At 50.6% G+C, this 15,355-nt stretch carries 13 protein-coding genes; 7 read left to right on the top strand and 6 right to left on the bottom strand.

The window, feature by feature from the left end; all coding sequences use genetic code 11:
- Positions 1-73: 73 nt before the first annotated feature.
- Complete coding sequence (locus OGY37_RS02120) at positions 74-652, bottom strand: LuxR C-terminal-related transcriptional regulator (RefSeq protein ID WP_286619950.1); 579 nt, start codon at positions 650-652, stop codon at positions 74-76.
- 617 nt (positions 653-1,269) lie between these two features.
- Positions 1,270-2,445 carry a coiled-coil domain-containing protein gene (locus OGY37_RS02125; RefSeq protein ID WP_149384105.1) on the bottom strand — a complete coding sequence of 392 codons (1,176 nt, stop codon included), beginning with the start codon at positions 2,443-2,445 and terminating at the stop codon, positions 1,270-1,272.
- Positions 2,446-2,744: 299 nt separating this feature from the next.
- Between OGY37_RS02125 and OGY37_RS02130 the strand changes: the two genes are divergently transcribed.
- From OGY37_RS02130 to OGY37_RS02160, 7 genes are all read left to right on the top strand, one after another.
- Positions 2,745-3,827: a YncE family protein gene (locus OGY37_RS02130; RefSeq protein ID WP_286553685.1), complete on the top strand. Its 1,083-nt coding sequence runs from the start codon at positions 2,745-2,747 to the stop codon at positions 3,825-3,827.
- Between the two features lie 89 nt (positions 3,828-3,916).
- On the top strand, positions 3,917-6,085 hold the full coding sequence (locus OGY37_RS02135) for a TonB-dependent receptor (RefSeq protein ID WP_410743311.1): 2,169 nt from the start codon (positions 3,917-3,919) through the stop codon (positions 6,083-6,085).
- A gap of 128 nt (positions 6,086-6,213) precedes the next feature.
- Positions 6,214-7,608: a phenylalanine transporter gene (gene pheP, locus OGY37_RS02140; protein ID WP_008784036.1), complete on the top strand. Its 1,395-nt coding sequence runs from the start codon at positions 6,214-6,216 to the stop codon at positions 7,606-7,608.
- A 180-nt stretch (positions 7,609-7,788) separates the two neighbouring features.
- The gene (locus OGY37_RS02145) at positions 7,789-9,030 is read left to right on the top strand and encodes an MFS transporter (RefSeq protein WP_003835691.1); all 1,242 of its coding nucleotides are present in this window, start codon (positions 7,789-7,791) and stop codon (positions 9,028-9,030) included.
- Positions 9,031-9,045: 15 nt separating this feature from the next.
- On the top strand, positions 9,046-10,074 hold the full coding sequence (locus OGY37_RS02150; protein ID WP_063940739.1) for a sugar phosphate isomerase/epimerase family protein: 1,029 nt from the start codon (positions 9,046-9,048) through the stop codon (positions 10,072-10,074).
- Entirely contained in the window at positions 10,071-11,222 is a 1,152-nt protein-coding gene (locus OGY37_RS02155) for a Gfo/Idh/MocA family protein (protein ID WP_286619954.1), read from the top strand. Before OGY37_RS02150 ends, OGY37_RS02155 begins: the two co-directional genes overlap by 4 nt.
- 77 nt (positions 11,223-11,299) lie before the next feature.
- A complete protein-coding gene (locus tag OGY37_RS02160) occupies positions 11,300-12,280 on the top strand; it encodes a LacI family DNA-binding transcriptional regulator (RefSeq protein ID WP_003831159.1) in 981 nt (326 codons plus the stop codon).
- A 3-nt stretch (positions 12,281-12,283) separates the two neighbouring features.
- On the opposite strand, the gene OGY37_RS02165 is transcribed toward OGY37_RS02160, so the two are convergent.
- From OGY37_RS02165 to OGY37_RS02180, 4 genes are all read right to left on the bottom strand, one after another.
- Positions 12,284-13,528 carry a mechanosensitive ion channel family protein gene (locus OGY37_RS02165; protein WP_286619956.1) on the bottom strand — a complete coding sequence of 415 codons (1,245 nt, stop codon included), beginning with the start codon at positions 13,526-13,528 and terminating at the stop codon, positions 12,284-12,286.
- A 65-nt stretch (positions 13,529-13,593) separates the two neighbouring features.
- Positions 13,594-14,247 carry an oxygen-insensitive NAD(P)H nitroreductase gene (gene nfsB, locus OGY37_RS02170; RefSeq protein ID WP_003831162.1) on the bottom strand — a complete coding sequence of 218 codons (654 nt, stop codon included), beginning with the start codon at positions 14,245-14,247 and terminating at the stop codon, positions 13,594-13,596.
- A 119-nt stretch (positions 14,248-14,366) separates the two neighbouring features.
- Positions 14,367-14,735 carry an MmcQ/YjbR family DNA-binding protein gene (locus tag OGY37_RS02175; RefSeq protein ID WP_008784040.1) on the bottom strand — a complete coding sequence of 123 codons (369 nt, stop codon included), beginning with the start codon at positions 14,733-14,735 and terminating at the stop codon, positions 14,367-14,369.
- Positions 14,735-15,316, bottom strand: coding sequence for a TetR/AcrR family transcriptional regulator (locus OGY37_RS02180; RefSeq protein WP_149281865.1), 582 nt, complete (start codon positions 15,314-15,316; stop codon positions 14,735-14,737). Before OGY37_RS02180 ends, OGY37_RS02175 begins: the two co-directional genes overlap by 1 nt.
- Between the last annotated feature and the right edge of the window lie 39 nt (positions 15,317-15,355).

A 15,355-nucleotide genomic window follows, 5' to 3' on the forward strand; every position in this document is an offset into this window, starting at 1 on the left:
GCGGAATTAAAAAGCGAGTCGAAAGAAAACCTTTTTAAATAATAACCGTGATAATTGTCCTTAAATAAGTCAGTTACGGCTGGCTATAGTGGGAAATGGTGTACTTGAGCCGGGTGTTATTTTTGCCGAGTTTTCTGGCAATATTGCTTTTGTACGCCCCGATGGTTTTTTCACTTTTTTGTGATGCCCCGGCGATTTGTGTCAGTGACCATCCTCGGGCAAGCATCATCATTACGTTGAATCCGTTTGCTGTGATCTTATTTTGTAATGCTTTGATATTATGTTGGTTATTGTTCTTTGTGATACGTGTAACGGTATGGTGTAGCCGATCAAGACTGGCATCTTGATCAAGAAACAGCATGTTCTTCCCACAAACGGTTTGAAAAAGAGTAAAAGTAGCTTCATCTGCCAAAACAATAATTTTGGTGACAGGTCGTAAAGCCATGTTGCGGATAACCCTGGCATATTTTAAAAAATCTGCTTTGTCAGGATTAATGATGATGCAATCCGTTTCATAAGGAAGCATTTTGACAGCAGAGAGCGTCTGGGAGGAGTAATACGCGATATCAATATATAATGATGAGCCACGTAGGATTTCTCGCATGCCTAGCCAAGGGTAAATTGAGTCACCCAAAAAAATAGCCTTTGACATAACGATCTCCTTGAAATTTTGGTGCAAGCAGCCGCCTCTTTTTGTAGGTTAAAAAAGAGTTTCTTGCGACGCGTGAAATGTTAATTAAATCTCGTATAACGTTCTGTGCTGTGAACGTATCCTTATTAATTCCAGATTAAACAGATATTTTCTGTATTTATTAGAATCATTAACTATTCTTAAAGTAGATATTACACTTTGTTAAAATTTAAGATAAATCGTTTATTTCAGCTCTGCGTAAATGATTGATAGATTTCGCTTATGAATCGCGTGAATAATGATTGAGTGATTTCTATAAAGGCAGGGTATTCCTATCCATTTGGGAGGGGATTTACATGAAAAACATTATATTTCAGATGGATACCCGTTTTTCTTAATGGGATGACTGGTGAGTAGGAGAATTCTTAATCAAGACCAGGACAAAGAGCAGGGGCGTCGAGGGGAAGAGAGAAGTATCGCTATATTTGCAGTTATCGACCTGAAATTCGAGTATTCAGGTTGATAATTCTTAGTGTTGTGATTTTTTTAGGGAATTATTCTATTTTTGTCTTTTTGTGCTTAATTTTAAAAGCTCACTTGAAGAGGTTATTTTTTCTGATTGCTATTGCTGATAGGGCTTAGCCCGCCAACAGTTCCTGTTCTACCTGATGCACCTGCTGTTCCAGTGTATTACGGATTTCCGTAAGCGCCCGTTGTTGATCGGAGAAGTAGGCTTCTTTATCTGTCACGGAGGTGGCAAGCCGCCAGGCGTTCTCGGCTTCCAGTTCGGTAATCTCTTTGAGCAGCGCGTTAATTTGTTCTCTGAGCTGCTGTATTTTGCTGCGTAAATGCTGCAAATCGTTCAATCGGTCACTCGCCATCATCGGTTCGAGGCCGCTTTGCAATTGAGTCAGTAGCGCCCGGACGGTGGCAAGATCGGCATTTTGGCGCGCCTGGTTAAGCTGCACCATCATCTGATGCGCCTTCTCTTTCAGATCATCGGCTACCACGTCCGGGTGGCAAAGACGGCTGGCCTGACGCCACAGGCGTTTTAACTCATTACGTTCATCAGAGGAAAGCCGCTGGTCACGGCTAAAACGATGCTGTGCATCCTGCTGCTGCTCCTGATATTCATCATATTCATGGCTGGCCTCTTCCTGTGCCCGACGGGTTGCGCTGTCGTCCTGGCGAGAAAAGTCGTTTTCCAGCTCACGAATCTCCGCCAGCAGGGCGGTAATCAGTTCAGTTTGCTGCTGAATACGTTGGCGTGTTTCCACCGATTCGCGCGAATCTGAATTCTGGTTCATCCAGTGCTGCTTGAGCCTGGCCAGTTGATCAACAGCCTGGGAAATATAGTGCTGACAGGATTGATAGTCTTTTTCCCGGCGTTTTCGCTCTGCTTCCTGTTTGCGCTGGGCGCTGGCGGCGAGCTGTTTACGCAGTTCGAGGATGCGGCTCATCAGCGGTCCAAGACGAAGGTGATACAGATCGTTGAAATCATCGAGGATTTGAATGCGCGTGTTGCGCTTATCGATCAGGTCACGCAGCTGTGTTTCGAGCGCTTTGAGTTCCAGCTTACTGGCGGCAATGGCTGGATCCTGCCACGTAGAGACTGCTCGTTGAGATTGCAGCCAGGCCGATATTTCACGCAGGGCATCACTAAAGCGTCGTTCTTCGATCGCCTGCACAATGGTGCCAGGTACGACTGACAAAGGCTCATTTTTAAGATGCGCCACCTGCTGGAAAATAATCTCCTCATCTTCCAGTTCAATAGCGCTTTTGACGATTTCCAGTCGTTTGATGATCTTATTCATGACAGTCGTTGCCTGGCCTGGCTAAAAAACGAGTGGCTGAAGTACAACAGGTTCACCCGTTTGAAAATGTTAGAAAAACAGTAAAGCGCATTCTGTGGCCTGCGATGCCTTTTCGTCCAGAATAATTCACTGTAATTATGAAAAACCGGAAGTCGCGCGCACCTGTCTGCATCTTCAAACCTCTGTTTCATGTTTTTTACTCTCGGGTAATTATTCTTGATTCAGTAAAGATAATGCGTATAGTTCTCATTCTCTTTTGTTATTAACTCCCTGTATTACTTCTGGTAAGGATCCCGACAATGAAAAAAACAACATCCGCGCTGGCATTGCTGATTGCTGCGGCGTTAAGCGGTTGTGCGGCGCATACCACGCCAGCCAGCAACGCCAGCGTTACGGAAAAAACAGCGCAACCTGCCGTCAGTGATGTGCAACAACGCGCGCTGGCGGATGGGTTATATGAAATGGCGCTTAGCCCGGCAGGAGATGCGTTGTACGTTGCCAGCGCCGAAGGATTTAAAGATGTGCAGGGCGGCGTGGTTTACAAGCTGGATCCAAAAACGCTTAAAACGCTCGGCTTGAGTCATACCGATATGAAAAACTTTGGTATGGCTATCTCGCCGGACGGTAAAACAGTGTATGTCACCAACTCACTGGATGGTGGCCTGAGCGCGCTGAATACCGCTGACGGCAAAGTGAAAAATCGCGTACTGTTCCCGGAACGTAACCCAGAAGGTTTCCCGTATGGTGCGCGCCAGGTGCTGCTGCATAACGGTTTGCTCTATATTGGTGCCGTGGCGGATCCGGCGGTGATTTGGGTGGTTGACGCTGAAACCCTGAAGCTAAAAACCCGCATTAAAAATACGGGCAAATGGATGACCGGACTGCATTATTCAGAAGTGACGCAGCGAATTTATGCAGCTAACGGCGGCGGTGAAATTCTCGTTATCAACCCGCGTAATCAGCGCGTAGAAAAACGCTGGCAACCGCTGGGAGAACAACCTGCGCTGTTGCTGAATATGGCGGAGGACGCACAAACGGGTCGCCTGTTTGTCACCGACAACTCGAAAGCGAAGACTACCCTGGTGCTGGATATCCATACTGGTAACCTGCTGAAAAAATTGGATGTGGGTGATTCGCTGGCGGTGAAATTCAACGCAAAACGCAACGAAATCTATATTACCCAGCGTGATTCAGGGAAATTACTCAGCTTGAATGCGACCGATTACAGCGTGAAGAAAAGCTGGGACTTACCGCCTAACCCTAACAGCCTGCTGCTCTCGGCGGATGGGCAAACCCTGTTTGTTACCGTGAAACAGAAATTTAATAAAGACCACTCCACCTCTGCGCCAGATAACGTGGTGCGTATCGATCTGAATAAATAATAACAACATGTTGCCGGGGGGCCCTCCGGCAACGTCGTCAGACTTTTAATGGCATGGCTATGGACAACACTAAAACATACGCACACTTAATGAGAAAAACTGTGCTGGCCGCTACTATTGGCGCGCTTTCCGGCACGGTGAATGCTGCTGAGACCCCCACAGAAGCGGAAGAGACCATTGTGGTACAGGCTGCAGAGAGAAGTGATTTTAAACCCGGTGGAGATACGTTACTGCCCGCTTTTCTCGACGGTCAGGTTGCTAATGGCGGCAGGCTGGGGATGCTTGGTCAGCAAAATGCCATGGATGTACCATTTAACGTTATAAGCTACACCTCAAAACTGGTCGAAGATCAGCAAGCTAAGACCGTTGCCGATGTTGTCGCCAATGACGCGAGCGTGCAGGCGGTACAAGGCTACGGTAACTATGCAGAGACATACCGTATTCGCGGTCTGAAACTTGACGGCGATGATATGACCTTTGGTGGATTATCTGGTGTGCTGCCGCGTCAGGTGGTGGATACGCAGATGATCGATCGTGTTGAAATCTTTAAAGGCGCGAATGGATTACTCAATGGCGCTGCCGGTAGCGGCGTTGGCGGAATGATTAATCTTGAACCCAAGCATGCAGACGATACGCCGATCACACGCCTCGGTATGGATTACACCAGTGACTCACAGGTGGGAACGTCGCTCGATGCCGGACGCCGTTTTGGGGACAATAACCAGTTCGGTGCCCGTGTGAATCTGTTGCATCGTGAAGGGGAGGGGGCGGTTGATGACGATAAACGTCGTACCACGCTGGCATCGCTGGGACTGGATTACCGCGGCGACCGTTTCCGCAGTTCATTAGACGTTGGGTATCAGAAAAAGACGTTTCACGGTGGCAACATGGGGATCAATATTTACTATGTGCCATTTGTCCCCGATCTACCGAAAAATACGCACAACTATAGCCAGAGATGGGGTTATAGCGATATTGAGAATGAGTTCGGGATGGCGCGCACGGAATATGATCTGACCGAGAACTGGACCGCTTATGCCGGTTTAGGTGCGCAGCACGCGCATGAGATTGGCTTGTACAGCGCTCCGGAAATATACAACCAGGCCGGTGATGCGAAAGCCGGACGCTTAGATACCAATCGTATTATTGATGCGTTCAGCGGGATGGCAGGACTGCGCGGGAATTTTGATACGGGTTTTGTGTCGCATAAGGTTAATGTAGGTTATTCCGCCGTCACTAAAGAAGACAAAATCGCCTGGCGCATGGGGTCACGTGCCGCGCGCCCGGACGTCAATATCTACGATACACAGAATGTACCAAAACCGGCGGTGACGGCGACGGGAGGCAACTATAGCGATCCGCTAACCAGTGGGCGTACGCGTAGTCAGGGGTGGTTACTCAGCGATACGTTGGGTGTGCTTGATGATCAGCTTCTGTTTACCGTCGGCGCGCGCCACCAAAAGGTCGTGGTGCGTGATTACAACAAAGAAACTGGCGCTGAAAACGTTAAGAACAGTTTTGACGACAGCCGCTGGATGCCGACGTACGGTGTTGTATACAAGCCGTGGCAGGAACTCTCCCTATACGCGAACCATACCGAATCGCTACAGCCAGGCAGCACCGCGCCAAGCAGTGCGGTGAACTACGGTCAAAGCACCGGAATCATCCATGCAAAACAGAATGAGGTTGGGATCAAAACAGACTTTGGACGTGTAGGCGGTTCACTGGCGCTGTTTGAAATCAAAATGCCGGTCGCACAGTTGGATAGCCAGACCCGGTATTACGCAATCAACGGCGAGCAGCGTAACCGTGGCGTGGAGCTGAATGTTTTTGGTGAGCCGATGTTAGGACTGCGGCTGAACGCCAGTGCAACGTGGCTGGATGCGACGCTCAGTAAAAATCAAAACGGTGTCAACGACGGTAAGACAGCAATCGGCGTACCGGACTTCTATGCGGTGCTGGGTGCTGAATATGATATTAAACCTGTAGAAGGACTCACCGCGACGGCGCGGCTGAACCATTCTGGTGCTCAATATGCCAACGCGGCAAATACCAAGAAACTCGACAGTTTTACCACACTGGATTTAGGTGTGCGTTACCGTATGTCACTCAATCAAAACCAGAATCAGATGATTTTGCGTGCAGGGGTTGATAACGTCACCAACGAGAATTATTGGTCAGGTATTGATGATACCGGGACTTATCTGTTCCAGGGTGAGCCGCGCACGCTGAAGGTTTCCGTCAGTTACGACTTCTGATTTTTCTCCCGAGCCTCGGTGCGTTGGGCAAGGAAGCCCGGCGCATCCAATCGATTATTGCGCCTTGCGACAACCAGGTTGAAATGTTAAAAGAAGCCCCTTCAATAAAAACGACACAGGGGAAGGGCGTGAAAAACGCGTCAACTGCATCTGACACCAGCGTGTCTGATGCCGCGTCAACGAATGAGCCGACGCTTCAGCGGGGGTTGCAAAACCGCCATATTCAGTTAATTGCACTGGGCGGTGCAATTGGTACCGGCCTGTTTTTGGGCATTGGCCCGGCGATTCAGATGGCGGGACCTGCGGTGTTACTGGGTTACGGTGTTGCCGGGATCATCGCTTTTTTGATTATGCGTCAACTGGGCGAAATGGTAGTGGAAGAACCCGTTTCCGGATCCTTTGCCCATTTTGCCTATAAATACTGGGGACCGTTCGCGGGTTTTCTCTCCGGCTGGAACTACTGGGTGATGTTTGTGCTGGTCGGCATGGCGGAACTGACAGCGGCCGGGATCTATATGCAGTACTGGCTGCCCGATGTCCCGACCTGGATTTGGGCCGCGGCATTCTTCGTGATCATCAACGCCGTCAATCTGGTCAACGTACGCCTGTATGGCGAAACGGAATTCTGGTTCGCGCTGATTAAAGTGCTGGCTATTATCGGCATGATTGGTTTTGGTGTGTGGATGCTGTTTTCCGGTAACGGCGGGGAACATGCAAGCATCGATAACCTGTGGCGTTACAACGGCTTTTTTGCTACCGGCTGGAACGGATTAATTCTGTCGCTGGCGGTGATTATGTTCTCCTTTGGCGGGCTGGAGCTTATCGGAATTACTGCCGCAGAAGCGCAGGATCCGCAAAAAAGCATTCCGAAAGCGGTAAACCAGGTGGTGTACCGTATTCTGCTGTTTTACATCGGTTCTCTGGTGGTGCTGTTGGCGCTGTACCCGTGGGTGGAAGTGAAATCCAATAGCAGCCCGTTCGTGATGATTTTCCATAATCTTGACAGCAACGTGGTGGCTTCTGCGCTGAACTTTGTCATCCTGGTGGCTTCGCTGTCGGTGTATAACAGCGGCGTCTACTCTAACAGCCGTATGCTATTTGGTCTCTCGGTTCAGGGGAACGCGCCGAAGTTCTTAACCCGCGTCAGCCGTCGCGGCGTACCGGTGAACTCACTGATCCTTTCCGGTGCTATTACGTCGCTGGTGGTACTCATCAACTATGTGCTGCCGCAAAAGGCCTTTAGCCTACTGATGGCGCTGGTGGTGGCGACGCTGCTGCTGAACTGGATTATGATCTGCCTGGCACATCTGCGATTCCGCGCGGCGATGCGTCGTAAGGGACGTGACACGCAGTTTAAAGCGCTGCTATATCCGGCAGGGAACTACCTGTGTATTGCTTTCCTTGGCATGATTCTGGTGCTGATGTGTACGATGGATGAGATGCGCCTGTCAGCTATCCTGCTGCCAGTGTGGATCCTGTTCCTGTTTGTTGCCTTCAAACTACTGCGTCGTAAGTCCCGTTAAGTTTCTACCGATCTTGTTATTACCGATCCCATCGTCAGGATGGGATCGGATCCTCACTCAACGTTTATCGTGACCGTTCTCGCAATTTTGTTGCTGCTGACAAGATCTTTATTTTGTAATCGATTACTTTTCTATTGAATCTATTTTGTAATCGATTACTTTTTAAGGGTGGGGCAAAAAATGGTGTCAACAACCGAAAGTAGTGGAAAACAGAGCGTACAGTACCGGCTGCTGGTGCCCCGGCTGTCGCTAATGATGTTCTTACAGTTCTTTATCTGGGGAAGTTGGTCCGTCACGCTGGGGCTGGTGATGAGCCAGCACAACATGTCGCTGTTGATTGGCGATGCGTTTTCAGCCGGGCCCATTGCCTCTATTCTGTCGCCATTCGTCTTAGGGATGCTGGTAGACCGCTTTTTTGCCTCGCAAAAGGTGATGGCGGTGATGCACCTTGCTGGCGCGGCAATCCTGTGGTTTGTTCCGCAGGCATTGGTGGCGCAAAACGGTGCGCTGTTGATTGGTCTGCTGTTTGGTTACACGTTGTGCTACATGCCAACGCTGGCGCTTACCAACAACATTGCTTTCCATAGCCTGTCGGATAAGGACAAAACTTTCCCGGTGGTGCGGGTGTTTGGCACCATTGGCTGGATTGTCGCGGGGATCTTTATCGGTGTAACCGGAATATCGGACACCACCGGCATCTTTACGCTGGCGGCGATTATCTCTGTGATTCTGGCGCTCTACAGCCTGACGCTGCCCAACACGCCTGCACCGGCGAAAGGACTGCCGGTGAAAGTTCGTGATCTGTTTTGTGCGGATGCTTTTGCCTTACTCAAGGTCCGTCACTTTTTTGTCTTCTCGCTCTGCGCGACGCTTATCTCTGTACCGTTGGGAACCTATTACGCGTATACCGCGTCGTTTCTTGCTGATGCGGGCGTCGGCGACGTCAGTACGGCGATGTCGTTTGGTCAGATGTCTGAAATATTCTTCATGCTGGTGATCCCGTTCCTGTTCAGACGTTTGGGCGTGAAATACATGCTGTTAATCGGGATGTGCGCCTGGTTCGTGCGTTATGCCTTCTTTGCCCTCGGCATCAGCGAAGAGGGCCGATTCCTGCTGTATCTCGGCATTCTGCTGCACGGCGTGTGCTACGACTTCTTCTTCGTGGTCGGCTTTATTTACACCGATCGTATCGCCGGGGAAAAAGTAAAAGGTCAGGCGCAAAGCATGATCGTCATGTTTACCTATGGGATCGGTATGCTGCTGGGTTCGCAAATTTCAGGCGCACTTTACAACCGGCTGGTGGCGGGGCAAACCGTGCCTCAGGCGTGGACCACATTCTGGTGGATCCCGGCAGTAGCTGCCGCAGTGATTGCCGTGATTTTCCTTTTCTCTTTCAAGTATGACGACAAAGAGCAGGCGTAATTTTCAGGAGGGGTTATGAAAACCATCAAGGGACCTGGCATTTTTCTGGCGCAATTTATCGGGGATCGCTCGCCATTTAACACCCTGGAGGGCGTGGCAAAATGGGCGGCGGAGCTGGGCTATAAGGCATTACAAATCCCGTGTAATCACAAGTCGCTGTTTGATGTCGAACAAGCTGCTGTAAGTCAGGCCTATTGTGATGATATTCGCGGAATGCTGGCCGGGCATGGGTTAGTGATTAGCGAATTATCTACCCATCTTGAAGGTCAACTGGTTGCCGTCCATCCGGCTTATGATGACGCTTTTGACGGATTTGCTCCGCCGTCTGTACGCGCTAATCCGCAGGCCAGACAGGCGTGGGCCATCGAAACCTTACACCAGGCCGCTGCGGCTTCACAAAGACTGGGGCTGACGGCACATGCCACGTTTTCAGGTTCGCTCGCATGGCCTTTCTTTTACCCGTGGCCACCGCATAATCGTCAGCGCTTTGAAGAGGCTTTTCTGGAGCTGGCACGTCGCTGGAGACCGATTCTCGATCGCTTTGATCATCATGGGGTGGATGTTTGCTTTGAGATCCATCCCGGCGAAGATCTGCATGATGGCGTGACGTTCGAGCGTTTTCTGGCACTGGTTGATAATCATCCTCGCTGCAACATTCTCTATGACCCGAGCCATCTGTTATTGCAGCAGATGGATTACCTTGGGTTTATCGATGTCTACCACTCGCGTATTAAAGCTTTCCACGTCAAGGACGCTGAGTACCACGCCAGTAGCCGCAGCGGTGTCTATGGCGGTTATCAGCCGTGGCTCGATCGCGCCGGGCGTTTCCGTTCCCTGGGGGACGGGCAGGTTGATTTCAAAACGATTTTCAGCAAGCTCACACAATATGATTTCCCTGGCTGGGCGGTGCTGGAATGGGAGTGTTGCCTGAAAGACGCGCAAACCGGGGCGAGTGAAGGGAGCGATTTTATACGCCGCCATATTATTCCGGTTTCTGCACGCGCATTTGATGATTTCGCCGCTGGCGATGAGGTACGCAAATGATACAGGTTGGCATTATTGGCAGCGGATTTATTGGGCCTGCACATATTGAGGCATTGCGTCGACTCGGCGGTGTGAACGTGGTGGCGCTCTGTGATAGCTCGCTGGCGGTTGCCCAGGAACGCGCAGATGCTCTTCATATTCCTCATGCGTACGGCAGCGTTGAGGCGCTGCTGGCGCATCCCGGACTGCGGGTAGTGCATAACTGTACGCCGAATCATCTGCATGCCGACATCAATCGGCAGATTTTACGCGCGGGCCTGCACGTGTTTTCAGAAAAGCCGCTGTGTATGACGCCGGATGAGGCTCGTGAACTGGAAACGCTGGCACAGCAGGCGGGAGTGGTGCACGGCGTGAGCTTTGTCTATCGCCAGTTTGCAATGGTGCAGCAGGCGGCCAGTATGGTCAGAAGCGGCAGCGTGGGCCGTCTGTTTGCCGTTCAGGGGAGCTATTTGCAGGACTGGATGCTGCTGGAGACTGACTACAACTGGCGGGTCGATGCCGCACAGGGTGGGGATTCGCGGGCGGTAGCGGATATCGGTTCGCACTGGTGTGATACGGTGCAATTCGTGACTGGAAAACGTATTGTCGAGGTGATGGCCGATTTGGCTATCGTCTGGCCGGTACGTAAAGCCAGCATTGCCAGTAACGCTACGTTTGGCCAGCAAACGGCTGATGTGCAATTTGAGGATAAAGCGGTTACGACGGAAGATCGTGGATCGGTGCTAGTACGTTTTGATGATGGCAGCAAAGGCTGCTTTAGCGTTTCGCAGGTGAGTGCAGGGCGCAAGAATCACCTGAGCTTTGAAATTAACGGTAGCCACTGTTCACTGCACTGGGATCAGGAAACGCCGCAACAGCTTTGGGTCGGGCACCGTCAGCAGGCGAACCAGATCCTGACGGACGACCCTGGATTGATGAATGCTGATGTAGCTGCCAGTGCGCACTTTCCGGGCGGGCATATTGAGGGCTGGCCGGATGCGTTCAAGAATATGTTGCAGCAGTTTTATCAGGCTGTGTTGGCAGGCAAAATGCCCGCGACGGCAGAGCGTCGATTTGCGTCTTTTTCTGATGGTGCGGATGTGATGTATATCATTGATGCAATTATAAAAAGCCATCAGCAGCAGCGTTGGATATCAGTACAGCGCTAAACACGCATCCGGTTCGCCAGTCGGCGATTTTATGGTAGCCTCAACGCAAAGCGTAAACCGCAGGATGTGTCGTCGTTATGTCTATTCAAAAAATCGCCCAGCTTGCCGGTGTGTCGGTGGCGACGGTATCGCGTGTGCTGAATCACAGTGATACCGTCAAAGCCAAAAATCGCGAGCGTGTGCTACAGGCTATTAAAGAAAGCAATTATCAGCCCAACCTGCTGGCGCGTCAGCTGCGTACGGCACGTAGTTCGATGATTTTGGTGATGGTTTCCAACATTGCTAACCCTTTTTGTGCAGAGGTTGTTAAAGGCATTGAAGAGGAGGCGGAGAAGAATGGCTATCGCATTTTGCTGTGTAATTCCGGCTCGGATACAGCCCGCTCAAAATCGGCGTTGAAGCTCCTGTCGGGGAAAATCGTCGATGGCATTATCACCATGGATGCATTCTCAAAATTACCGGAACTGACTACGCTGATTGGCGATGCGCCCTGGGTTCAGTGCGCGGAATATGCTGACAAAGGCGCGGTTTCCTGCGTGGGGATTAACGATGTTGACGCCGCACAGTCGGTGATATCTCACCTGGTGGATAAGGGCTACCGACGAATTGCCTTAATCAATCATGACCTGAGTTATAAATATGCTCGTTTGCGCGAACGCGGCTATAAAGCGGCGCTGCATGCATTGTCGCTTGAATATCAGGCTGTGGAATATGCCAGTGAATTAAGTTCCAGTGCAGGAATTGCGGCGATGAAAACACTACTTGCCGCAGAGGTGAAACCCGACGCGGTGTTTGCCGTATCGGACACGCTAGCCGCTGGTGCGATGCGCGCTATTTTCGATGCCGGATTACAGATCCCGCAGGATATCGCCGTTGTTGGTTTCGACGGTACGGAACTGGCAGAAATGGTTTCTCCACAGCTTTCGACTATTGAGCAGCCCTCACGGGATATAGGCCGCAAAGCGGTAGGATTGTTGCTGAATAAAATAGAAAATCCTGATGCGCAGACGGAAAGGGTGATGATGGACTGGCGCTATATTTCACGCGCCAGTACCTGAGCTTTATCGCAGAAACGCGCCAGACAGCGCACGAATATCGTTTCCGGTAGGCGACTGATGAATGCGCAAGCCAAACTCTTCGACTACGGCAAATATATGGTCGAAGATATCAGCCTGAATACTTTCATATTCCAGCCAGACCACCGTATTGGTAAAGGCATAAATTTCAATCGGTAAACCATGATCGTCTGGCGCAAGCTGGCGCACCATTAATGTCATATCTTTGCGAATACGCGGATGATGACGCAAATACTCGTTCAGATAAGCGCGAAAGGTGCCAATATTGGTCATCTGGCGGTGATTCAATACCGATTCAGGCGCATCTAACTGCTGATTCCACTCGCTGATTTCCTGGTGACGTGTGGTTAAATACGGTTTCAGCAGGTGGGCTTTATGCAACCGCTGACGCTCATCCTCATCAAGAAAATGGATACTGGTGGCATCAATGCTGATGCTGCGTTTAATTCTCCGACCGCCTGAAGCAGACATTCCGCTCCAGTTTTTAAAAGAGTCTGATACCAGTGACCAGGTTGGGATCGTGGTGATGGTGTTATCCCAGTTGCGCACTTTGACGGTGGTTAAGCCAATATCGATAACAGCACCGTCTGCGCCGTATTTCGGCATTTCCAGCCAGTCGCCAAGCTTTAACATATCGTTGGCGGAGAGCTGTATTCCGGCCACCAGTCCGAGAATTGGATCTTTAAATACCAGCATTAACACGGCGGCCATTGCACCCAAACCGCTTATCAGTATTGCCGGTGACTGGCCAATCAGCAGGGAAATCATCAATATTCCGACGAGGATTGCGCTGATTAGCTTGATGCCCTGGAATATGCCTTTTAGCGGCAGTTGCGACGCAGCAGGGAGTTTTTGTGACAGATTGAGAATAACGTCCAGCAGAGAAAACAGTGACAGCAGGGCGTACATCATGATCCACAGCTGTGCGCAGGTTACTAATATTTCTGCGGCTTCGCTGCCTTTCTGTAGCCAGAGTGCGGCCTGTATATTGACAATGATACCCTGCAGGGTGAATGCCAGCCGGTGAAATAACTTGTTCTGCGTGATGATTTGTAGCCACAGGCGGGAGCTGGCGTTGGCGCGCTTTTCAAATGCGCGTAGTACCACCCAGTGCAAAATAACGTGAACAATAATGGCGGTGATAAAAATAATGCCAAAAATCATCACCAGCGAGGTGGTGTGATTTATTTCAATGCCGAGTTCTTCTACCTGAGATATCAATTCCTGCATAATGTCTCCTTAATAAACAGCGGTCTATGATGACCGCTGTGCGGAGCTTATGCAAATGCGGAGGATTAGACTTCCGTCAGCGTCGTTTCCAGCGGCAGACGAGATTTCGGCAGCGCGGCGTTGAAATCTTCTACGCTGTGATGACCCACAGGAACCACCACTACGCTGGTGAAACCTTTTTCTTTCAGGCCAAATTCTGCATCCATGACCGCTGAATCAAAGCCTTCGATCGGCACAGCATCCAGACCCATCGCCGCAACGCCCAGCAGGAAGTTACCGACGTTCAGGTACACCTGTTTTGCCATCCAGTGGTTGTCATCTTTCAGTTCTTTGCGATGCATGTCGGCAAAGAAAGTGCGGCCTTTGTGGTTTGCGGCTTTCGCTTCAGGCGTGGCGAAACGACCATCGCTTTCTTCTTGATCCACCACGCGTTCCAGCCACGCATCGTCCATCGCCGTTTTGGCGCAGAACACCACGACGTGGGAAGCATCCAGCATTTTACGTTCGTTGAATACAAAGCCGCCGGCTGCGGATTTAGCCACACGCGCCTTACCTTCGTCAGTGCTGGCGACAATAAAGTGCCATGGCTGAGAGTTGGTGCTGGACGGGCTAAACTGCAGCAGCGTTTTTAATTTTTCGGCCTGCTCAGCGGTCAGTTTTTTATTCGGATCGAATGCCTTAGTGGAGTAACGTTTTAAGGCGACAGAAACAATATCCATAACTACTCCTGGTGATTTTCCATACCCTGCGGGTGCGTTTTGTTTCAGCAGGGTACAGGGTTAGCAGGAAAAAGATAAGACAGGAAAATGCAAAAACACTTATCGGGGTTAGCGATAAATCAACCTGGACGCAGGCGTTTTTGATCCCGCTTCGGCAAGCCGTCGACGACGCGGTGCCAGGAATCATTCACCAGCTCTGCCAGTAATGACTCGGTAATATCGTCACCAGGATAGACCGAGATCCAGTGCTTTTTATTCATGTGATAGCCGGGCTTAATGCTGGGATAGATCTGCTGGTTTAACAGTGATTTTTGCGGATCGGATTTCAGGTTAATAAGCGGCCGTCCGCGAAGCTCCGTGACCAGCATAAAAATTTTACCGCCAACCTTGAAGACATCGTATTCCGGGCCAAATGGCCAGCAGTGTTCGGTAAAAGGCAGTTCAAGCGCAAGGCGTTTCGCACAGGCAGGTAGGGTCTGGCCGTCCATTATTGTTCCTCGCGGGTCAGTGCTCGCCACATGGCTTCAAATCCCATCGAAATATAGTCATTTGCGCGGGCAGCGTCGCGGGCGGCGAACTCCATGGTGGTTTCTGCCAGAGAAAGAAACAGCGCGTCGCCAAAGGCGCGATATTCGTCAGACATAAACTCGGGTCGTACGGAACGATGACAAAGATCGCGCAGTTCCGGGAACATATCGTCAGCCTGTTGTTCGGTTTCTTTACTTATTTTCTCGCTGACCGCCAACTGACGAATCGTGCGATGCCCGCAGGTGTGGTTCAGGCCCCAGCTAATGTAGCTGTTCCAGATGTAGTGAGTCATGGATTTGGCATCGGTCACTGAACGATCCAGATTTGCCATCATCGACTGACAAAGGTCTTGCTTTAAAAAGAGGTAAAGCTCGTTGATCAAATCATCTTTGGTTGCGAAATAGCGAAACAACGTTCCCTCCGCAACCCCTGCATTGCGGGCTATCACGGCGGTAGACGCCGCAATACCTGATTGTGCAAATGCTGTGGTTGCAGCTTCCAGTAATGCCAGTTTTTTGTCTTCACTCTTCGGACGAGCCACTACACTTTACCCTTAAGTCTGTAAAAAACATGATTGAAT

Origin of the sequence: Citrobacter sp. Cpo030 (genome assembly GCF_030333005.1) — a bacterium.
Taxonomy (GTDB): Bacteria; Pseudomonadota; Gammaproteobacteria; order Enterobacterales; family Enterobacteriaceae; genus Citrobacter; species Citrobacter portucalensis.